This is a genomic window from Paenibacillus sp. FSL R10-2788, assembly GCF_038003885.1.
Lineage (GTDB): Bacteria > Bacillota > Bacilli > Paenibacillales > Paenibacillaceae > Paenibacillus_AQ > Paenibacillus_AQ odorifer.
On the sequence record NZ_JBBOQA010000001.1, the window covers coordinates 1,069,927 to 1,087,569 of the forward strand.

The window sequence follows — 17,643 nt, forward strand, 5'->3', positions numbered from 1 at the left end:
GAGGTCGTTTCTGTGAAAATCGTCATTGTTGATGATCATCCTTTAGTTAGAAGAGGACTGGCATCTGTCATTTCAATGCAGCCGAATGTGCAGTTTGCAGGTGAGGCAACGAATGGCCAAGAAGCGCTTCTTGTGATTGAGGAGACGCAGCCTGATCTCGTATTGATTGATCTTAAGCTAGCAGATGAATCGGGATTGGATGTCATTAAGACAGCACGTGCTCGTGGTATCGTTAGTAAGTTCATTTTGTTGACGTCATCTGCGAGCAGAGAGGATTTCCTGAAGGCTGAAGAAGTACTGGTAGATGGATATGTACTGAAAGAGGCGTTGCCTGAGGAGTTACTATTTGCTATCCAATTGGTGCACAAGGGAAGAAAGTATTACGATCCTGGTCTGATGGAAGATAAAATGCGCATGAGTGGAAGCAGCCCAACGGATGAATTGACACCCAAAGAAAAGGAAGTCCTGATCGAGCTGGGGCAGGGCGCATGCAACAGAGAAATTGCTTCACGTCTTTTCATTAGCGAATTTACGGTGAAAAAGCATGTCAGTCAGATTTTAGCAAAATTACAGGTGGCTGATCGTACACAGGCAGCGCTTTATGCAAATGCTGTCGGATTAACCAAATATGAAATGTCATACGAGTGAAAATTGAAATAATTCGTAAGCATTGTACATGAACACGGACAGGTTGTCCGTGTTTTTTTGTGCGTTAAAACTTAAATCAGCCCTATATATGGCACTAAAGTATACCTAATCCCCCTCTTAAGAGGTATAACGTCTTACTCCAAAGTGAAGAGGAAAGTGATGGTATGAGCCATGTGGCGAATGGTGTGGATTGATAGAATTAAAGCAACAACTGAAACTTTCATGAATGCTTTCAGAATGTAATTTTAGCGGAAGGAGGGTTACTGTGGAAAAGACGATTCTGGATTACATTAACCTGATTAAAAAAAGGTTTTGGCTCATCATGGTGTTCGTTTTGATCTCCTGTGCTACGACTTACTATGTTAGCAAAAACTTCGTTGAACCCGTCTATTCCGCTTCCGGACAGCTGCTTGTCAACAACATTGCCAAAGCTCCCGAGAGCAACAATCTTAACGATTTGAGCTTTAGCCTGAATTTAATTGAGAGTTACAAGGAAATTATGAAATCACCAACCATCATGAAAAGCGTAATAGAAAATCACCCGGAGTTTGGTCTCACGGCCGATGAACTAAGTCAGAAGCTTGAGATTAAAACTTCAGAGAAGAGTCAGGTGATCAACCTCAATGTTCAGGATGAAAGCTACACCAAAGCTGCCGGGATCGTAAATGCGGTATCGCAGACATTCATTCGTGAATTGCCATCGCTGATGAGGGTAGACAATGTTACATTGCTGACACCGGCCGATCCGACTGATGTTCCAGGGCCCTCGAACGGCGGGTTTGCGATGAATCTCATCATTAGCTTTGTTGTATCCCTTATGGCTGCCCTAGGAATTATTTTGCTGATGGAAACACTTAACGGCACATTAAGGTCTGAAAAGGAAGCGGAATATGACCTTGGTCTACCGGTAATTGCTTCGATCGCAACCATTCGCAAACGTGATTTGGGTAAGGCGGTAGGCGACACCAGAGTGAAGGAGGGTGCTTATGTTGCGGCTAAATAAGAGTCTGGTTACAGACGTTAATCCATCCTCGCATATCTCCGAATCGTTCCGATCACTGCGCACATATATACGTCAGCTTGAACTAGCGCAGGGCGGCGGAGGAAAAGTGCTGCTCTTTACATCAGCAGAAGCTGGGGCAGGCAAGACGACAATCTTGTCGAATCTCGCGGTTTCTTTCGTCCAGGACGGCAAGAAGGTAGCGGTGGTTGACTGCAATCTGAGACATCCCGGTCTTCATACCGTGTTTGAAGTAGAGGGGAGTGACGGGCTTGCGGCTTATTTAAGTGGGCAAGAGGAAGCAGATAACATCGCAGTCCTCGGAAACTTAGCCAATCTGTCAGTCATCCCGGCGGGAAAAACTCATGTTAGTCCGCCGGATTTGCTGGGGAACTCCAAAATGACCGCTTTGCTTGAGGAACTAAAAGAAAACTACGATCTGATCCTGCTGGATTCTCCTTCGGCAGTCGATTTCAGTGATGCTCGTATATTGGCACCTCAAGCGGACGGCGTGATTCTGGTGGCCAGATACGGAAAGTCCAAACGGGAATCGATTCGCAAAGCGAAGACGCTGCTTGAACAGACCGGCTCTAATCTAATCGGAATTGCCATGAACCAGGCGAAGTAAATGTTTATGCTTTCGAAGTAAGTTTTGCTCGAAGTCAAATCATTGAAGCTAATGCTCACAAAACTTTTAGGAGGTAAAGTGCGATGAAAAAGGTAAAAAAAGTAATCATACCCGCGGCAGGACTAGGTACGCGCTTTCTTCCTGCAACGAAAGCCATGCCTAAAGAAATGCTTCCGATTATCAATAAACCAACCATTCAATACATTGTTGAGGAGGCTATTGCTTCCGGTATTGAAGATATCATCATTGTTACTGGTAAAGGTAAAAGAGCCATTGAGGATCATTTTGACAATGCGTTTGAGCTGGAGTCTAGGCTTCTGGAAGATGGAAAGCTGGATCTGCTTAAAGAGGTTCAACGTTCAGCTAAGGTAGAAATTCACTATATCCGCCAGAAAGAACCGAAGGGTCTGGGGCATGCCGTATGGTGTGCAAGACGGTTTATCGGAGATGAGCCATTTGGTGTCATGTTAGGCGATGATATCGTCACAGGAGCCGTACCTTGCCTTAAGCAGCTGATCGATCAATATGAAGAAACACAAAACTCGGTTATCGGAGTTCAAGAGATTCCTGATGAATTCACGAATCGTTACGGTATTATTGAACCGGATTTGCAGGACGGTAAATTGTATCGGGTTAACAATTTTGTAGAGAAGCCGCCACTAGGTACGGCACCTTCCAATCTTGCGATCATGGGCCGGTATGTGTTTACGCCGAAGATCTTTAAGTATCTCGATTTGATGGAAGAAGGCGCTGGCGGAGAGATCCAGTTGACAGATGCCATTCAGAAGCTGAATCAGAGCGAACGGGTATATGCCTATAATTTTGACGGAACAAGATATGATGTCGGCGAGCGGCTTGGATATATTTTGACAACACTTGAATTTGCACTGCAAAGCGAAGATTTGCGCTATCCAGTGATGGATGCAATGGCGGAATGGCTGAATAAAATGGGACAAACCAGCTTGAGTAGTTAAGTTGAGTTCGCAAAATTTTAGATGAGGAGGATGAGCATGCAAAAACTGCCGGAAGACTACGAGGCGGTCCTGCCGAAACTTTACATGCTGCATACCGATGAGAGAAGGAAAGAAGCAGAGTCCTATTTGATAATGAAACGGATGATCGATATCTTTTTTTCCGCTCTTGGTCTTCTCGTGTTAATGCCATTATTTGTTGTCGTGGCGATTCTGATCAAGCTGGAGGATCCGAAAGGAAAGGTGTTCTTTCGGCAAAACCGGGTTGGGAAGAATGAAAAGCAATTCCCGATGTATAAGTTCAGATCCATGGTCAGTAACGCTGAGGAGTTAAAAGAAAACCTGATGGCCTATAACGAAGTGAGCGGTGCCATGTTCAAGATTAAGAACGATCCGCGGATCACACAAATAGGGAGATTCCTGCGCAAGACGAGCATCGATGAGCTACCTCAGCTGTGGAATGTGCTGATAGGTCAAATGAGTCTGGTCGGTCCTCGTCCTCCGCTGCCAGAAGAGGTGGCTCAGTATACGGATTATGACAAACAGCGTTTGACGGTTACTCCAGGTTGTACCGGATATTGGCAAGTAAATGCCCGAAACAGTGTCGGCTTCGACGAAATGGTACAGCTGGACTTAACCTACATCCATATTCGGAGCACCATGCTGGATCTAAAAATCATTGCTAAAACCGGACTGATGTTACTCGGTTCAAAAGATGCTTATTAATAATGTGGAAATTAGGTGAATGCCGATGCGTGAATACGGAGACGTTCCTAAGCTTTCCATTATCATCTGTACCTACAACAGAGCACCTTTATTGATCAAGACGCTTCAGTCACTTTTAAAGCTGGATCACTTAGAGCAGGCGGAGATCATTGTTGTGGATAATTGTTCCAAGGATGATACTGAAGCTTGCGTCAAAAAGTTTATAGGAAAGCATGGAGCTGATGTGGATATCCGCTACATGATGGAGCCGATGCAGGGGCTTTCAGCGGCTAGAAATACAGGAATTCTGGCTTCCAAATCGCCGCTGATTGCCTTTCTCGATGATGATGCCATACCTTGCCAGCGTTGGATAACAACGATTGTCAGTACTTTCGAGAGTAAACCGGAGGTCATGGCTATGGGAGGCAAAATCGCTCCGATATTTGAAAGTAAACGTCCGGACTGGTTGATTAAACCCTTTGAGCTTCCGTACACGATTGTTGATTTAGGTAGCCGGATTAAGGAATATCCCAAGCAACTTCATCCTTGTGGGGCCAATATGGCGATGCGGAAGCTCGTATTCGACATCAGTCTTTTTCCCCTAGATCTCGGAAGAAAGGGTGATTCTCTGCTCTCTGGTGAAGAGACCTGGTTATTCGGACAGATTCAAAAAGAAGGGCATTCCATCCTCTACCATCCGGAAATGGCGGTTGACCATTTCGTTCCGGCGGCCCGTTTGACGGAAGACTGGATTATGAGGCGCTATTATAGCCAAGGTATCTCTAACGCTATGAAAAGCGAAGGACTAAAAGGCAAGCTGCTTCTAGTGGGAAAGACAGCCGCTAAGCTCGTGTATATCCTGGCTGATTCTATCCTCTCAAGAAGTAAAGGAAGAAGGCTTTTGAATAAATGCAGGCTGGAGAGTATTCGTGGAACGCTTCATATGATTCTCAATCGGGAGAGGCATTCCGCAGCGGGGTGAGGGATTAACATGACAAATTTTGAGTGGGGCTCCAAATTAAATGTTTTGCCATACGGGATGCTCTATCTCATGTCGGCCCTGTTCTTTGGAACGGCGGTCATCTACCAGCCGATGATTGCGATAGCTGCCGTGCTTCTGATTATTTTGCTGGGAATCTCGATTTCACGGCCTGAACTGATCAGTTATTTCGTTCTAATCACAACGGCAATATCGATTAACTTTTTATATGATGGCAGCATGTTCGGAATGGAGATACTGTCCCTTTATAAATTGGTTATCGTGATGCTGCTTGTTCCTTGTATTCTTGTCAATGGCTTGCGGTTTCGTCTGAGTCACCCCTTGTGGGCAATGGTAGCGCTGCTGGTGATTACCTTTGGGTCTTCGATCTGGCTGCCGGAAATGACCTCATCCATTGCAGTTAAAGCTTTTATCGGTCTATCCATTCCATTCGTATTTTTATTAATCAACTGGAAAAAGAATGTAGCCGAGCTGCAAATCAAAATTATCTGTATGCTTCCCCTTGTTAGTGTAGTGGTTGGTTTGTTGCTGCAGCTTGCGCATGTTCATAATTTTCTCAACATCGAGTATACAGGCGCTGTACGGATTCAGGGGGCTAATATTCCTGCGCATCTAGCGATGCTGGCCTTTATGGGAGTAGCGATTCCATTTATAGAGGTGAAGCGGAATCCGCAGCAAGCACGCTTTTTCTATATCATGTTAGTTCTAAATTTCTTTATCTTGATTGGAACAGGAACAAGAGGGCCTATATTGGCACTTGGACTTACCGTTCTCTATTACTTCTATGATATTCTCCGCCAATATTTGAAGGGCAGAACCTATCTGCTAATTCCGTTGATGGGTGCATTTTTCCTGATTATGGTCGCCGTTTTCTGGCAGCTCGATAATTTTGAGAAACGTTCCTTTGAGAGACAGACAGATACGGCTGTTGATTTATCAGGAAGGTCAGAGGCATGGGAGTATTTCTTAAACAAGGCTGCGGACTCTCCTTGGTCTGGTAGAGGGCTTGGAGCAGTGACGGTAGCAAATGATGGAACATTGTATAAGGGTTTTGTAGTTCCGCACAACGAGTATATCCGCTTTTACTTCGATGGGGGATATATTGGCGCTATTCTGTTGATGTTCTCTTTATTGGCTGTATTTATTCTGGTGTACAGAGCATTGGCTCCGCCGATCAAACCTTATTATCTGTTATTTATTGCAGCGTTTTTAATCTACTCATTCTCCGATAACACGCTGTCGACGGTCCAATTTATTATTCCGTTCTGTTGGTACCTGAACTGCCTGTATCGATCTTCACAGCCAACCGATTCCCCACAAAAAGAAGTGATACGATGAGTCAAGTGAATATGTTCGATGTCAATTTTGATAACTATGATTTCATGGATTTGCTTGATTACATTGATAAAACCATTCAGGAGAGGAATCAGTCTTATATCCTCACTTGCAATGTAGATCATGTGATCAAGCTTCGTAAGGATAAAGAATTTCAAACGGTATATTCGAAGGCAGGCGCAGTTGTTGCTGACGGAATGCCACTGATCTGGGCATCCAAAATGCTAGGCAAGCCGCTTAAGCAGAAGGTATCCGGCGCGGATCTATTTAATCGATTGGGCAACGCCTTTGAGCAAAGGAAGTACCGGCTGTTCTTCTTAGGCTCAGCTGAAGGCGTGGCGGAACGGGCAGCGATGAATTTGAAAACAGCACATCCCGGAATAAATGTGGTTGGCTGTTATTCTCCATCCTATGGATTCGAGCACAATGAGGAGGAGAATGAACGCATTATAGAAATGCTGACAGAGTGCCAGCCAGATATCGTGTTTGTTGGTGTAGGAGCACCTAAGCAGGAAAAGTGGATTTACCGCCACTATACCTCTTATCAAGCTCCGATATCGATCGGAGTGGGAGCGACCTTTGATTTTCTGTCAGGCTCAGTGAAACGAGCGCCTAGCTTCATGCAAAAAACAGGGTTCGAATGGTTCTGGCGGCTTAGCCAGGAGCCGGGCCGGCTCTGGAAAAGATATCTTGTGGACGATGCACAATTTCTACTTTTATTACTTAAGGAACTGCGTAAGCGGGATAAGGTGAAGGAAGGAGGCTTGGAATGAGTGTATTTACGCCCCCATCACTTAGGTTCATCAAGACAGTTGGATTAATAGGGGGGACTGCTGCTGTAGGTGTCTCTCTTCCGCTGATCATCGGCTTCTCCAGTGCGATGCTGAGTTCATCGAACAGTCTGCAGGGAGCCATTCTCTCAGCCATCCTATTCCCAGCTTTCTTGTTAGCCATACTTAGACCGAAAATGCTGGTTGCTTATACCTTGCTAATCTGGGCCGTAGCTCCAGAGCTGCGCCGCATTGCTGACTGGTCAGAAGGAGTGTATCACTCTGTATCCTTGCTGAGCTTAGCGCCCTTGTTAACCGGTGTAACCTTGATCATTCCGCTGCTGAAGGAGATTCATAATATTCAAAAAGCCTCCACGCGGATCATGTTAATGTTCGCAGTTGCGCTGGGTTATGGTGCTTTAATCGGTTTGGCTAAGAATGGCATGGGCTCAGTTTATGACTTAGCGAATTATATTGTGCCACTGCTGTTATTGCCGTACTTTGCCGTCACGAAGTTCAAGCCGAAGGATATCGATCGACTGCTTACCGCTTTTGCCAATATTGCAGTCCTAGTTGCCATTTACGGGATTGTTCAGTATTTGACGGTGCCACCTTGGGATGTGTTCTGGATGAAACATGCGGATATGATGTCCATCGGAAATCCATATCCATTGGAAATCCGAGTGTTCTCTACGCTGAATTCGCCCGGACCGGCTGCAACCTTCTTAGCGTTTGCTTTAGTTCCGATGATACTGGAGAAAAAATGGCGGGGAACATTGCGCTGGATCGGCGTTCTGCTAGTTGTAATCTGCCTGCTGACTACTTTGGTACGTGCGGCATGGCTGATACTCCTGGTGATGCTGCTCATGTATATTGGAACCTCTCCTTCTAAGGGAAAGTGGAAAACCTTGATCCAATTAGTTTTTGTGGCTGCTGCGTTGTTCTGGGTTGTGCCGAAATTGCCTGGTGCCGAAGGACTGGTTGCTCGGGTAGAGACACTTTCTTCTGTTCAGGAAGATCACTCTTATAATGAACGGCTAAGCTTATGGCAAAACATGCTGCCGATGGTTGCCGCCAATCCAGTAGGTCAGGGAATTGGTAGTGTAGGCCAAGGGACTAAGCTTGGTAATGACGGCGAGCTTGGAGAGTACGGAATTATGGATAACGGAGTTATCGCTTTACTGCTTACCTTTGGTGTTCTGGGTGCTGTTTTCTTCTTCGGAGCTTTAGGCGCAGTTGTCAAACAGATATTCGCTAGAGTAATCAGCAGGGACCAATTGCAGCCCTACGCCCGACTTGCGTTAGCTACTTGGACCGGTGCGATTGTCAGTCTAGTTTCAGATAATGGGTTTCCCGGACTCAAGGGATACTTAATCTGGATGCTGATCGGTCTTGGCCTCAGCGCAAGGGAGATTACTCAAAGTAGAAGGAAGGGAACACCGTATGCAGCAGTTGAATGCAAAATCTCTCCCCGCTAGAACAATCTGGTCATCTTTTAGACTGTTCGCCAAGAGCAAGGACAACAGCTCGGCAGCCGTAAAAACTATGTTTGTCAGTGTCATGATCCTATTGATTAACATGTTAACTGGTGTACTGACCGCACGTTATCTTGGACCGACAGGTCGTGGGGAACAGACGGCAATGATTAACTGGTCACAGTTTCTGGCGTTTAGCATGAGCTTTGGCATTCCTTCAGCTCTCATCTATAACGCTAAGAAAAATCCGGAGGATGCCGGAGTGCTTTATCGTATGGCATTGCTGCTCGGTACCATTTTTGGAGTCATAGCGATGATTATAGGTATCGTGGTCTTGCCTTATTGGCTGAAATCCTTCAGTCCGGAGGTCGTGACCTTTGCTCAGTGGTCTATGATTCTGTGTCCGATTATAGCGATCTCTCAAATTAACAATGCAGCTTTTCAATTCAGAGGAGAATACAAGAGATTTAATTGGATTCGCTATCTAGTGCCATTGCTTACACTGACGATGATCGGGATATTGATCGCGCTGGATCAGATGAATCCTTTTACAACTGCAGTTGCCTATCTCCTTCCGGGGGCGCCGCTGTTTATCGGAATGACGATTTCCTTGCTTCGCACCTATAAGGTGAAGATGAGAGGGGCCTATCAGAATTTAAAAAGATTGTTCACTTACGGGCTGGGTTCCTACGGCAATGACTTGCTTGGCAATTTCTCTACCTATATCGATCAGATTGTAATTGCCGGTTTGTTAAGACCTGCTGATTTGGGGCTGTATGTAGTGGCTGTGAGTCTATCGCGGATGGTTAATTTTTTCTCAAGTTCGATTACGATCGTCTTGTTTCCTAAGGCTTCTGAGCTGTCAAAAGAACAGGCAGTTGAGTTAACATTCAAAGCCTTTCGAATAAGTACGACCTTCACCATGCTTGGCGGAGTAGTTCTGATGCTCTTAGCCCCTTTAGTAATTCCGTTGATGTACGGCAAAGACTTCAATGCGGCATTAACCGTGTTTCGTTTGTTGCTCCTTGAAGTGACTATTAGCGGGGGGACGATCATTCTGGCGCAGGCCTTTATGGCGCTAGGCAAGCCGAAAATTGTTTCGATGCTTCAAGGTTTTGGCTTACTCTTGGTTATCCCAATGTTGTTCCTGCTCATCCCTAAATTTGGCTTACTCGGAGCAGGGATAGCGATGTTGTCATCAGCAATCCTGCGATTTTTCTTCATTGTTCTCAATATAAAGTACACCTTAAAAGTTAAACTTCCGCGGCTGCTTATTACCCGGGAGGACATTCAGTGGATGAAGACGACGATGAATTCTTACATTCGCAAGAAACCTATGGATATGAATGGATAATGCGAAAGATAAAGGAGGAAACCTTCATGGATTCAGTAAAAAGCGTGGTAGGCGGCCAAGGCAATTATCCAATATCGGCTGTCATCATCGCTCAGGATGACGAAGTTCGAATATCTAAGGCCATACAATCCTGCAGGTTATTCGCCGACGAGGTGGTTGTGATTGACGGAGGCAGCAAAGACGGGACAGTACAGCTTTCTGAAAGCTTGAATTGTCGAGTATACGTCAACCCTTGGCCCGGATATGCGAAACAGAGGGAGTTCGGAGTAGAACGCGCGGTTCATGATTGGGTCTTCCTTATTGATACTGACGAAGTGGTCAGCGACGAGTTGGCCGCAAGTATTCTTGAACTGAAACCGGGGCTTATGGATCAATCGGTTGCCTATTCTATCTACCGGATCGGTGATTTTATGGGCAGATGGCTGGATCGTGGCGAATATCTAGTGCGCCTATACAACCGCAAAGCATATGGAATTCGAAATAGCTTGGTGCACGAGATGCCCGAGGTCTCAGAAGAGCGAACCATACGTTTGACAGGAACCCTCTGGCATTATGGTTACCGCAGTATTAACGATCATGTGGCACGTTTCAATAAGTATACTGACTTGGAAGCTGAAAGTGCGTATGCCAAGGGCAAACGATTTCGGGTCAGTCATCTGCTGTTAAGACCACCAGCCCGTTTCCTGCAAAAGTATTTCTTACATGGGTTGTTCAAGAAGGGAATGTCAGGCTTCGGTGTATCCGTATTCTGGGTCATGTATGAATTCATGGTCGGCTTCAAGCATTACGAATTAATTAGATCGGGAAAGCTGACTCAGCACAATGCGAAGACGAGTCAGACCGAGAAGGAGAATAAAGGAGAGAGAAGCTATGCCGTACAGTGACGGATTGAACATTATGACGACAGGCCTTAGCTGGCCGTCGCTACAGCCGGGTGGGCTTAACACGTATTTCAAATCCGTTTGCGAGCAACTCTCCTCACGTAATCGGGTGCATGCGCTGATTTGCAGTCAAGAGACGCCTGCTACCCCTGAGGAATTGATTATTCACAATGCCGGAGATCCAAAAGATGGGATCTGGAAACGTAAGGATGCTTTCCAGCGTAAGGCGGCCGATCTGATGGGAGAGGGCAGTGGCCGTATAGATATTTTATACACTCACTTTGCTCCTTATGGTATTGGTCCAGCCTTGGAAGCAAAGAAACGTGGGATTCCTGTAGTGATGACTTTTCATGGCCCATGGAATGAAGAAATGAAAATCGAAGGTCAAGGCATTAAGCACCGGGTTAAAACAACCATCGCCAAATCCATTGAACATAGAGCCTATAAGCTAGCAGATAAGTTCATCGTGCTTAGTGAGACGTTCCGCGATATTCTCCATAAGCTGCACGGAGTGCCACTACACAAAATTATTGTGATTCCAGGCGCAGCTAATGTGGAACGTTTTATCCCCGCTACGAATCGATTGGCGATTCGCCGGACCTTGAATTTACCTGAGGGAGCAACAACCGTGCTGACTGTCCGGCGTTTGGTCAATCGGATGGGACTACTCCAGCTGCTTGAAGCCTGGAAGCAAGTTGCGGAGCGATTCCCAAATGCAATTCTGCTGATTGGTGGTAAAGGGCCGTTGCGGGGGGAACTGGAAGAAAAGATCGCCGACTATGGCTTAAGCAACAAGGTAAGGCTGCTAGGCTACATTCCTGATCATGAACTAGCCTCTTATTATCAGGCAGCGGACATGTTCGTGGTTCCCTCACAGGCATTGGAGGGCTTTGGATTGATTACCGTTGAAGCCTTATCTTCAGGATTGCCAGTGATGGCTACACCGATTGGCGGCAATAAGGAGATTTTGCAAGGCTTCCGGCCGGAATTGCTATTTAAGAGTTCAAGTAGCGACCACATGGCCGAAGGCATGATCCATATGCTTAGCAATCGAAAGCTGCTTCCGAGCCGTGATGAATGTAGAGAGCATGTACTAGAGAGATATACTTGGGAGCATGTTACGGATCAAGTAGAATCCGTGTTCCTACAAGCCTTAGGAGAGGAGGTGACCACGTAATGCTTAGAGTGGCCTATATAGATCACACTGCTAAATGGAGTGGTGGAGAAGTTGCCCTGTTTAACATCCTTACCCATATTGGAGAACAGATCGATCCACTGGTAATCCTGGCTGAGGATGGTGCCCTGGCTGAACGGCTACGTGAAAAAGGGATGGATGTCCGTATTATTCCGCTGGATGAGAGCATCAGAAGTCGTGGTAGAAATGCAGTCAACTTGGGAGCACCTGCTGCAGCCTTCAAGCTGTTGGCTTATGGCCGCAAGCTTGCGCCGCTCTTAAAAGCGGAGAAGGTAGATTGCGTGCACACCAATTCCCTGAAATCTGCATTATACGGAGCCATCGCTGCAAAAATAGCAGGCGTTCCATTGATCTGGCATATCCGGGATCATATTGGAGCCCCTTATTTAAAGCCTATCGTTGCCAAAGGAATTCGTTTGCTGTCGCGACTGCTCCCAAATGGAGTCATCGCGAATTCACATTCTACGCTGAATGCTTTGGAGCTGCCGCGTTCCAAAAAAACGCTGGTCGTATACTCCGCTTTCGCTAAAGCGATTGGTAATGGGATCGGCATGCGGGACCAGAAGGATTTTAACGTACTGCTAGTTGGTCGATTGGCGCATTGGAAAGGTCAGCATATTGTGCTGGAAGCCGCAAAAAGCTTTAAGAACGAACCTCGTGTGAAGTTCTGGCTGGCCGGAGACGCTCTGTTTGGAGAAGAGGCTTATAAGCAGGAATTGCTGCAAAAGATAAAAAACGACGAGCTTACTAATGTAAGCATGCTAGGGCATGTGGATGATATTCAAGGCCTTATGAATACTGCTGATTTACTGATTCACACTTCGGTAACTCCTGAGCCTTTTGGCCAAGTTATCGTTGAAGGAATGGCAGCGGGATTACCGGTGATCGCCTCCAATGAAGGTGGGCCGGTAGAAATTGTAGTTCAAGGTGAGACAGGATTACTGATAGAGCCTGGTGACGCGGCGATACTGGCAGACTCCATTAAATGGATGCTGGATCACCCAGAGGAAAGACGGCGGATGGCGGACAATGGGATGAAACGAGTGAAAGAGCATTTTGTTATCGAGAATACGGTCAAGGACATCGTTGACTACTATAAAGGTTTGTTGGCGGGCACCTGACAGATGATATGACGCGGTAATTCTGAAGATGATGCTCCATAAAACTTTGAGGATGATTCACATGAAAATTGCGATAGCGCACGATTACTTAATCCAAATGGGCGGCGCGGAAAGAGTGGTGGAAGTCTTTCATCACATGTATCCCGAGGCTCCAATCTACACAACGGTTTTTAACGGAAGCCGCCTTACTGACAATCTCAAAGATGCGGATATCCGTGCCTCCTGGCTGCAAAAGATTCCGGGAGTAAAGACCAATTTTAAAGGGGTGCTGCCACTTTATCCAATGGCCATCCGTGATTTGGACTTTCGCGGTTTCGATATCGTCCTGAGTTCCAGCAGTGCTTTTATGAAAAGTATTCAGGTTCCTAAACATACGTTTCATCTTTGTTACTGCCATACGCCTATGCGCTTCGCATGGGACTATGACACCTATATGGAACGTCAGTCGAATTCCGGGCTGTTCAAGAAAATGCTTAAGGTATACATGCAGCAGCTTAAAACGTGGGACCAACGGACTTCCAAAAATGTGAATCAGTTCGTAGCCAATTCTTCAGTAGTGAAGACGAGGATTCAGAATTATTATCACCGGGATGCAGATGTCATATTTCCACCGATTAATACAGCCCGGTTTACAAGCTCTTCTACCATTGGTGACTATTATTTAATTGTCTCCCGGCTTGTTTCCTACAAGCGGATTGATCTGGCGGTAGAGGCTTTCAATCGTAACGGTCTTAAGCTTTATATCGTAGGGGATGGACCGGATCGCAAGCGCCTCGAAGGCATGGCTAAGGATAATGTATCGTTTCTGGGCCGGCTAGAAGATGAGCAAGTGACTGGAATGATGGCACAGTGTCGAGCATTTATTTTTCCAGGAGAAGAGGACTTTGGAATTACACCGCTGGAAGCGAACGCTGCAGGAAGACCGGTAATTGCTTATCAAGCAGGTGGCGCACTAGATACTATTATTCCTTATGTAAATGGTGTGTTCTTTCAGCATCAAGAAGTGGAGGATCTACTTAAGGCTATTTATGAGGTAGAGTCCTACGCTTGGGATATCGATCAAATTATGGAGCATGCACGTAAATTCGATGAGCAGGCGTTTATGGTTAAGTTCAAGCAGTATGTTGAGCAGGCGTACGTCAATTTTCTAAAAGGAGGATGATTATATGAAGCTGACAGTAATCGGTACTGGGTATGTGGGTCTTGTATCTGGCGTGTGCTTTGCACTGGGCGGACATCATGTCATCTGTGTGGATAAGGACGAGGAAAAGATTAAGAAGCTGAAACAGATGGAATCGCCCATCTATGAGCCGGGAATCGAGGAACTGATTGAACTGAATCTTCGTGAGGAACGGTTATCTTTTTCTGCAGATCTTCAAGAGTCGGTGCGCCGTTCAGATATTATAATCCTTGCTGTAGGTACGCCATCACTGCCTAATGGTGAAGCAGACTTAACCTATATTGAGGGTGCAGCCGCTGAAATCGCTAAAGCGATGGAAGGGCACAAAATTATAATGACTAAATCTACAGTTCCAGTAGGGACAAATGAGAAAATCTCCAAAATGATCTCTAGCCATACCCATCATCCTTTTGATATCGTGTCTGCACCTGAGTTTTTACGTGAAGGCTCAGCGATTCGCGATACCCTCCATCCCGACAGAATTGTCATTGGTCTTGATAATCCAGAGCTGGAACCAACTATGCGCGAGCTTCATAAGGGTTTCACAGAAAATGTATTTGTAACAGATATACGCAGTGCTGAAATGATCAAATATGCTTCGAATGCATTTTTGGCCACGAAGATTTCCTTTATTAATGAGATCGCCAATATTTGTGAAAAAGTGGGAGCTGATGTAACTGAGGTAGCACAAGGAATGGGTATGGACCAAAGAATCGGGTCATCCTTCCTGCAGGCTGGCATCGGTTATGGAGGCTCCTGTTTCCCGAAAGACACTAATGCGCTCATTCAAATTGCGGGCAACGTCGATTACGAATTCAAATTATTGAAATCTGTAGTCGAAGTGAATAAGGGACAACGGTTTATGATCATCTCCAAGCTGCATGAATCACTTGGCAGCCTGCGCGGTTCGACGATTGGGATATGGGGGCTTGCCTTTAAGCCTAATACTGATGATGTCCGCGAAGCTCCAGCCAGAGAGATTGTTGAGGCACTGGTGGCTGAGGGGGCAACAGTCAAACTATATGATCCAATCGCAGCTACAAATTTCAGGCAGCAATACGATCATCCGCAGCTTCGCTGGTGCCATCTGCCAGAGGAAGCGGCTGAGGGCAGCGATGCCGTCTGCCTCTTGACCGATTGGAGCCTGCTCAAGGAGATTGATCTGCATCAGCTGGCGAAAAGCATGCGTAATGGGGTATTGATCGATGGACGCAATGTGTATTCCAAGGAGCAAATTGAGGGTACCGGCCTCGTTTATCATTCTGTCGGCCGCCCGCAGATGGGCGGATTGAGCGGTTATTCTGCTAGTGTGGCTGGAGCGGTTTAATCTAAGTTATATTGATTGAACTTGTGATTTTTCTATTAGGGATGAGCCGTGACTCCAGAGAATGTTTGGACTTCCAGCCGCTGTTGTCTGCAGATTTCCTGATTTTAACCGCTGATAGCGGTAGAAATCCGCAGACAAAGGCGGATGCTATCGCTCCTCCAGTTCCAAAATTCTCTTCCGCCACTCCATTCCCTTAATCTTAAGTTTCTAAGCAATTTATAAAGTTAGGTACTCTGATTATATACCGCAGTAGCAGTAGCATTTGTAGTTGTCATTGTCTCTGTTTCTGTGGTGGCAACTAGTCTTGCTCTTGTAGTTGCAGTTGTTCTTGCAGTTGCAGCTGCCTCCCCCGGAGCAGAAGCAAATCTTTAGAAAAACGTGCTCGCTTCCGGCTGGTACAGCCCGGTGCGCATGGATCATTGTTAAAAAGTAGTTGGTTAGGTTAAGAACGGAAAGGGAATTTGGAACTGTAGAAACGGAGTGTTCGCCCGAAAGATTTCCGTAGGAAAGCTAGCTTCGAAAGCATATGCTATCCTCGGATTTCTACCGCGAGAAGCGGTCCAATCAGGAAATCTGAGGATAACAGCGATCGGAAGTCCAAAATCCCTTGGAGTGGATTCTACCTAACAAAGACATAGCTTTTAATACATTCCATTCAAGGAGGTTCATTCTATGAAAATGGTACTTCTATCAGGCGGTTCAGGTAAACGGTTATGGCCGTTGTCTAACGACTCACGTTCAAAGCAATTTCTAAAGGTACTTGAAAGCCCTCAAGGTGAACCAGAATCCATGGTACAACGTGTCTGGAGACAGCTGGAGGAAGCAGGGATGGCAGAATCATCTTATCTGGCCACCGGCCGCGGCCAAGTAGAAATGATACAAAGCCAACTGGGAAGTCATGTGCCGATTATCGTTGAACCGGAGCGTCGGGATACTTTTCCGGCTATCGCCTTAACAGCTACCTATCTTTATTCAGTGGCAGGTGTTTCTCCAGCGGAGACGGTAGCAATATTGCCTGTTGACCCTTATGTAGAAGCATCCTTTTTCGATACCATAGCTATGCTTGAGGGGACCATGCTGGAAAGTGGAGCAAATCTGGCACTAATGGGTGTTGTTCCTGAACATGCCTCAGAGAAATACGGATATATTATTCCTACCGCTGAAGAGGCGGGGGGGAATGGTTTTATGAAGGTGAGTCACTTTCAAGAGAAACCAGACCGCATACAAGCAGAACAGCTCATCGAGCAAAATGCATTGTGGAATTGCGGAGTGTTTGCCTTCCGTTTAGGGTACTTGTTAGATATTTTGCAGCGTAAAGGGTTGCCTTTAGGATATGAAGAATTGCAGAAGCAGTATAAGCTATTGTCTTCCATCAGCTTTGATTATGAAGTGGTGGAGAAAGAAGAACATATTGTGGTGCAGCCGTATGATGGATTCTGGAAGGATCTTGGAACGTGGAATACGCTGACAGAGGAAATGAGCAGCAAGCATGTAGGAAAAGGTTTTGTGACGGCGGATTCTGAGGGGACTTGCTTGATTAATGAGCTGGACATTCCGATTACGGTAATTGGTGCGAAGGATCTGATCATTGCGGCTAGCCCGGATGGAATTCTAGTTACCCATAAAGCTGAGAGCCCACGGATTAAAGAAGTGCTGAAGACCTTTGAACAAAGACCGATGTACGAGGAACGCCGCTGGGGCCATTACAAAGTTATTGATTATGTGAAATATGATGAAGGCAATGAAGTGCTGACCAAACGGATTTTTATATCCGAGGGGAATAATATCAGCTATCAATTACATCGCAAGCGTAGTGAAATTTGGACAATCGTCAGCGGCGAAGCAAGTATTGTGCTGAATGAGAAAAAACATAATGTGAAGGCTGGGGACGTGGTACGTATACCGGAAGGAACGAAGCACGCGATCCTTGCTTTGACGGATGTTGAGTTTATAGAGGTACAGACGGGGTCTGAATTAGTAGAAGAAGATAACATACGTATTACTTTAGACTGGAATGATATAGAACTACAACAATTCATTTCATAGGTCTAAC

The 17,643-nt window shown here is 46.0% G+C and carries 17 protein-coding genes; all 17 read left to right on the top strand.

The genetic code is table 11. The features are described from left to right. Positions 1–12: 12 nt before the first annotated feature. The 17 genes from NSQ50_RS04585 to NSQ50_RS04665 all read left to right on the top strand — a co-directional run bounded on the left by NSQ50_RS04585 (position 13) and on the right by NSQ50_RS04665 (position 17,636). Positions 13–648, top strand: coding sequence for a response regulator (locus NSQ50_RS04585; RefSeq protein ID WP_036676623.1), 636 nt, complete (start codon positions 13–15; stop codon positions 646–648). Between the two features lie 265 nt (positions 649–913). Further along, positions 914–1,651: a YveK family protein gene (locus NSQ50_RS04590; protein ID WP_076185032.1), complete on the top strand. Its 738-nt coding sequence runs from the start codon at positions 914–916 to the stop codon at positions 1,649–1,651. Next, on the top strand, positions 1,635–2,276 hold the full coding sequence (locus NSQ50_RS04595; RefSeq protein WP_076218270.1) for a CpsD/CapB family tyrosine-protein kinase: 642 nt from the start codon (positions 1,635–1,637) through the stop codon (positions 2,274–2,276). Before NSQ50_RS04590 ends, NSQ50_RS04595 begins: the two co-directional genes overlap by 17 nt. An 83-nt stretch (positions 2,277–2,359) precedes the next feature. Then, a complete protein-coding gene (gene galU, locus NSQ50_RS04600; RefSeq protein WP_042185171.1) occupies positions 2,360–3,250 on the top strand; it encodes a UTP--glucose-1-phosphate uridylyltransferase GalU in 891 nt (296 codons plus the stop codon). A gap of 30 nt (positions 3,251–3,280) precedes the next feature. After that, entirely contained in the window at positions 3,281–3,973 is a 693-nt protein-coding gene (locus tag NSQ50_RS04605) for a sugar transferase (RefSeq protein WP_076129267.1), read from the top strand. Positions 3,974–3,998: 25 nt separating this feature from the next. Continuing rightward, positions 3,999–4,934 (top strand): glycosyltransferase, encoded by a 936-nt coding sequence (locus NSQ50_RS04610; protein WP_036676610.1) that lies wholly within the window; start codon positions 3,999–4,001, stop codon positions 4,932–4,934. 9 nt (positions 4,935–4,943) lie between these two features. Continuing rightward, a complete protein-coding gene (locus NSQ50_RS04615) occupies positions 4,944–6,290 on the top strand; it encodes an O-antigen ligase family protein (protein ID WP_036676609.1) in 1,347 nt (448 codons plus the stop codon). After that, on the top strand, positions 6,287–7,060 hold the full coding sequence (locus tag NSQ50_RS04620; RefSeq protein ID WP_036676606.1) for a WecB/TagA/CpsF family glycosyltransferase: 774 nt from the start codon (positions 6,287–6,289) through the stop codon (positions 7,058–7,060). The genes NSQ50_RS04615 and NSQ50_RS04620 overlap by 4 nt, the downstream gene beginning before the upstream one ends. Continuing rightward, positions 7,057–8,535: an O-antigen ligase family protein gene (locus NSQ50_RS04625; protein WP_076129265.1), complete on the top strand. Its 1,479-nt coding sequence runs from the start codon at positions 7,057–7,059 to the stop codon at positions 8,533–8,535. The genes NSQ50_RS04620 and NSQ50_RS04625 overlap by 4 nt, the downstream gene beginning before the upstream one ends. Next, a complete protein-coding gene (locus NSQ50_RS04630) occupies positions 8,501–9,886 on the top strand; it encodes an oligosaccharide flippase family protein (RefSeq protein WP_036676601.1) in 1,386 nt (461 codons plus the stop codon). Before NSQ50_RS04625 ends, NSQ50_RS04630 begins: the two co-directional genes overlap by 35 nt. A gap of 26 nt (positions 9,887–9,912) precedes the next feature. Further along, positions 9,913–10,770: a glycosyltransferase family 2 protein gene (locus NSQ50_RS04635; protein ID WP_038568901.1), complete on the top strand. Its 858-nt coding sequence runs from the start codon at positions 9,913–9,915 to the stop codon at positions 10,768–10,770. Continuing rightward, on the top strand, positions 10,757–11,944 hold the full coding sequence (locus tag NSQ50_RS04640; protein ID WP_036676596.1) for a glycosyltransferase family 4 protein: 1,188 nt from the start codon (positions 10,757–10,759) through the stop codon (positions 11,942–11,944). The genes NSQ50_RS04635 and NSQ50_RS04640 overlap by 14 nt, the downstream gene beginning before the upstream one ends. Further along, the gene (locus NSQ50_RS04645) at positions 11,944–13,083 is read left to right on the top strand and encodes a glycosyltransferase family 4 protein (protein ID WP_036676593.1); all 1,140 of its coding nucleotides are present in this window, start codon (positions 11,944–11,946) and stop codon (positions 13,081–13,083) included. The genes NSQ50_RS04640 and NSQ50_RS04645 overlap by 1 nt, the downstream gene beginning before the upstream one ends. Positions 13,084–13,144: 61 nt before the next feature. Further along, the gene (locus NSQ50_RS04650; RefSeq protein WP_036676592.1) at positions 13,145–14,245 is read left to right on the top strand and encodes a glycosyltransferase; all 1,101 of its coding nucleotides are present in this window, start codon (positions 13,145–13,147) and stop codon (positions 14,243–14,245) included. 4 nt (positions 14,246–14,249) lie between these two features. Beyond that, positions 14,250–15,590, top strand: coding sequence for a UDP-glucose dehydrogenase family protein (locus tag NSQ50_RS04655; protein ID WP_076099412.1), 1,341 nt, complete (start codon positions 14,250–14,252; stop codon positions 15,588–15,590). Between the two features lie 23 nt (positions 15,591–15,613). Continuing rightward, positions 15,614–15,787, top strand: a complete 174-nt coding sequence (locus tag NSQ50_RS04660) for a hypothetical protein (protein WP_340949297.1) — start codon at positions 15,614–15,616, stop codon at positions 15,785–15,787. 475 nt (positions 15,788–16,262) lie between these two features. Then, positions 16,263–17,636, top strand: coding sequence for a sugar phosphate nucleotidyltransferase (locus NSQ50_RS04665; RefSeq protein ID WP_076104223.1), 1,374 nt, complete (start codon positions 16,263–16,265; stop codon positions 17,634–17,636). The last annotated feature ends 7 nt before the right edge of the window (positions 17,637–17,643 follow it).